The organism is Mesorhizobium sp. M5C.F.Ca.IN.020.29.1.1, assembly GCF_003997375.1.
GTDB lineage: Bacteria > Pseudomonadota > Alphaproteobacteria > Rhizobiales > Rhizobiaceae > Mesorhizobium > Mesorhizobium wenxiniae.
Map to the genome: position 1 here is coordinate 1 of NZ_RZSW01000554.1, position 4,060 is coordinate 4,060.

The window sequence follows — 4,060 nt, forward strand, 5'->3', positions numbered from 1 at the left end:
TGAGTTCGCCGTGACCTTCGATATTGGCCGGCCTCGTCTCCATGCGCGCCACATGCGGCTGTTGCAATTGCAGTTCGGCCGCGTCTTCGATGGTGATCAGGCGCTCGTCTTCGGGGATGAAGGCCGACAGCGCGTTCAGCATCGTCGTCTTGCCGGTGCCGGTGCCGCCGGAAATAATCGTCGTCTTGCGGGCATGGACTGCGGCGGCAAGGACCTCGGCCATGTTCTGCGTGACCGCACCGAATTCAACGAGCTTATGCAGGCCGAGCTTATTCTTGGAGAATTTGCGGATGGATACCAGCGGCCCGTCGACACCGACCGGTCGGATGGCGGCATTGAAGCGTGAGCCGTCGAGCATGCGCGCGTCGACCATCGGCTGGGATTCATCGACGCGGCGGCCGACGGCCGCAACGATCTTGTTGATGATGCGTATGAGGTGAGCTTCGTCCTTGAACGGAATATGCACCTGCTCGAGCTTGCCATGCCGCTCGACGAAGCAACTGCGATGGCCGTTGATCAGGATGTCGTTGATGGCTGGGTCTTTCAGCAACGGCTCGAGCGGGCCGAGGCCGACCATTTCGTCGACAATGTCATCCACCAGCGCGTCGAGTTCGGCGACATTGACCGCAAGCCGTTCGCCGCGCGCCTTCTCGGAGACGAAATCATGCACCTGCCGCCGCATCTCGTCGCGCGGCAGGCGCTCAAGCGCTACGAGGTTGATCTCTTCGATCAGCATGCGATGAATGCGCATTCTGGCGTCGAGGACCTTCGTGGGCTTTGCCGGTCCCACCTCGGGTTTCGGCGGGGCCGGCTTGCGTGTCGTCGGGATGACGACCGGCCGATGCTGGATTGGCGCCTGCTCCTGCCGGCTTTCCGGCGTGGCATCGCGTTTCTGGAGCGTCGAAAATCGGCTGATCACCCGGCTCTCCTCAAAAGACTTTTGCCGAGCCGGAACAGCGAACGCTTTTTCCGCGTTTCCGCCACGACTTCGTCAGGCAGGACTATTCGCCTGAGATCGTTGACGACATTCGCGTTGGGATCGATCTCGTGCAGCGGAACGCCGCGATCGACGGCCTCGCGCACCAGCTTGTAATTGTTCGAGATGCTTCCGACGAAATGCTCGCCGAGGAATGCCTGGACGTCGGCCCGCTTGATGCCGCTTTCGAACAGGCGTTGTTCGAAGCGGTTGACGATGACGTTTGGCTTCACCTCCTTGCCCACCGTCTCATAAACGGCCTGGATCAGCCGCTGCGTATGGCGCAGGCACGGCACGGTCATTTCGGCGACGATGTAGAGCTTGTTTGAGCCCAGCAGCACGGTCTCCGTCCAGGGAAACCACGTGCGCGGCATGTCGATGACGACATTGTCGAAATAGGCGGAGACGAGGTCCAACATGCGGACAACCACGTCGGCGTTGAACGTGCGCATCTCCGCTGGCCGCGCAGGCGCAGCCAGCACGCAGAGACCGCTCGCATGTTTCGAGAGCATCACGTCAAGAAGCTGGCGGTCAAGGCGCTCCGGCTGATTCTCGATTTCGTTGATGTCGAAGCGTGGCTCGAGGTCGAGATATTCGGCGCATGAGCCTTGCTGGAAATTGAGATCGACTACGCAGGTCGACGATCCGCGCGTTACCGAATGGTGGAGCTGGAACGCGGTTTGCAGTGTCAGCGTGGTGGTGCCTACCCCCCCGGCGGCGGGCATGAACGTGTAGATTTGCGACTCGGTGTTCTCTTCGCGCCCCGGTCCCTCAAGCGCGCGAACGCAGGAGCGAACAAGATCGGCGGTGGTCAGCGGCTTGACCAGAAAATCGGCGACCTGAAGCTGAACCAGGATGCGCGCGGCGGACGCATTGAATTCATGAGTCACAACGATGATTGCAGCGCGCCTCTCGAGCCGCCGCGTAATACGCTGCAGCGCCTCGATCTCGTTGAGCTTGGCCGCATCCATGTCGACGATCACCGCGCTGCAATCAGCCTCCTGGATTTCGCCGCGTAACTCGGTGACGTTCTTCTCGACCGTAACAAGCGCAACCGCCTCCGACGAGGCGAACGCCGTCCTCGTTTTCTGCACAAAGCTCTTGTCGGTGGAAACAAGCACGATCCGCTTGGTTTTTCCGGGATTTGCCATTCTTCTCGCACGCGTTTGGTGGCCTGATCAGTAACCGGCCGTGGGTTGCGATGCTTTTTCCTCGACCGCTTTCGCGGCCGCGCTAGGCTGGGCGCCGCGGTTTGCTGGCACACGAAGCCGGGTGCGTTCGACGCCCTCAGGCCACGCATCGACCATCTGCATCACGGTGTTGGCCGCCATCGCATTGCCCGCGCCTTGGGTCAGCCCGTCGAGACGCATCGTCTCCTCGGTTGCACAACCGCTGGCAGAGGCAAGCATTGCAACGGCGCCGATCATTGAAAGCGTTCGCATGCTCATTGCTTTGGGAGATCGAGGAAGTGGCCGACTTTTGTGGCTGGAGCGGCAGCGTCGGCTGCGGTCCCGCCATTGTGGACGGCGTCGACGGTTTTCACCTCCTCCACATTGCCCAGAAAATAATCGACATTGCTTGCCGGCAAGGTGCCGTCAGCCGGCGTCAGCGGCTTCTTCGATGGGTCCATCGGCTTAACGAGGTACGGCGTGACGATGATGACCAGGTCCGTTTCGCGCCGCTGATACGCTCTGGAACTGAACAGCGGGCCGAGCACCGGCAACTTGCCCAGACCTGGAACGCGCTGCTGAACCATGTCGTTCTCGCTTTGCAGCAAGCCCGCCATCATAAAACTCTGACCGCTTTTCAGATCGATCGACGTGTGCGCGCGCCGCACCACGAAACCCGGGATGGAGATATTGCCGATATTGTAGGAAGCCGATCTATCGATCGAGGAGACCTCCGGCTCGATGTCGAGAGCGATCAGGCCGTCGCTGAGCACGGTCGGTGTGAAGTCCAGACTGACGCCGAACTTTTTGTATTCGACTGAGATCTTGCCGTCCTCTTCCGAGACTGGGATCGGAAACTCGCCGCCCGCCAGGAAGCTCGCTTTTTCACCCGAGCGCGCAATTAGGTTCGGTTCGGCAAGACGTCGCGCGACACCGCGGTCTTCCAGAGCCTTGATGGCGACATCGATTGACACGCCGTTGGAGAGAAGGCCGCCGATGAGCTGTGCCGCGGGAGTCGCCTTGGAAACGGAAGGGGTGGAGTTGAACGAGACGCCGCCATTGCTGCCGATGTATGTCACGCCGATTTTGGTGCCGAGTTCCTGTCCCACCTGCCGGTTGATTTCGACGAAGCGCACATTCAACTGAACCTGCTGCGAGGAGGAAATATTGACCGAGTTGATGACCGTTTCTTCGCCCGAAAAATTGGTGGCGATCCGAGTCGCCTTATCAACTGCCAACGCATCTTCGGCCGAGCCGGACAGAACAAGCCGGCCATTCGCCGAGCTAACCTTTATGTTGGCCCCCGGCACGCTGTCGCGGATGGTGCTGGCCAAACGGTCGGTGTCGAGCGTCACCTCGATGTCCATCGTACCGACCAGTTGCTTGTTTTCGTCGTAGAGAGCGATGGCCGTGGTGCCGAGATTACTGCCGAGCAGGTAGAAGGAGCGGTCCGTCAGCGGATTGACATTGGCGATCTCTGGATCGCCGATGACGATCTCGTAGAACGGCACATCGGTCTTGATCGTTCTGGGCTTTCCCCTGGCGAGCTTGATCGACATGTTTTTGGTCGAGGTAACGTAAACCACGCCGTTGCCGGCCTCAGCGTTTCCAACGCCAACCAGAAAGTGTCCCGCCGCAAACGAGATCGCCAGCAAGGCTATTCCGGCAGCATGCGCGCCGCTCCGACACAAATTGCCCATCCACCCAAACATTGCCTGTCCCCAAAAATCCGGCACCCCTGCCGGTGTCGTGTCACTTGTCCGGCGCAACAACCTGATAGGATTGCGGGTTGGTCCCGCGCGTCACAATCACGGTCTTGAATTTTTGCGCTTCCGGCCCCTCTGCGGCGATTGCCTCGATGACTGCGCCCGCAGCATCCGACGCGCCGGCCGCCACCGAGCCGCCGAATGAAGAG

General features: G+C 60.5%; 4 protein-coding genes. All 4 read right to left on the minus strand.

Annotated features, from left to right (window positions below; translation table 11 throughout):
• Positions 1-919: ATPase, T2SS/T4P/T4SS family (locus EOA85_RS29415; RefSeq protein WP_164759960.1), on the minus strand; the 919-nt coding region annotated here is incomplete at its 3' end.
• Complete coding sequence (locus EOA85_RS29420) at positions 916-2,127, minus strand: response regulator (protein ID WP_095521107.1); 1,212 nt, start codon at positions 2,125-2,127, stop codon at positions 916-918. The genes EOA85_RS29420 and EOA85_RS29415, both read right to left, overlap by 4 nt.
• Positions 2,128-2,154: 27 nt before the next feature.
• Positions 2,155-2,403, minus strand: a complete 249-nt coding sequence (locus tag EOA85_RS29425; RefSeq protein ID WP_245486123.1) for a hypothetical protein — start codon at positions 2,401-2,403, stop codon at positions 2,155-2,157.
• A 17-nt stretch (positions 2,404-2,420) separates the two neighbouring features.
• Positions 2,421-3,791, minus strand: coding sequence for a type II and III secretion system protein family protein (locus EOA85_RS29430; protein ID WP_245486125.1), 1,371 nt, complete (start codon positions 3,789-3,791; stop codon positions 2,421-2,423).
• Positions 3,792-4,060 lie beyond the last annotated feature (269 nt).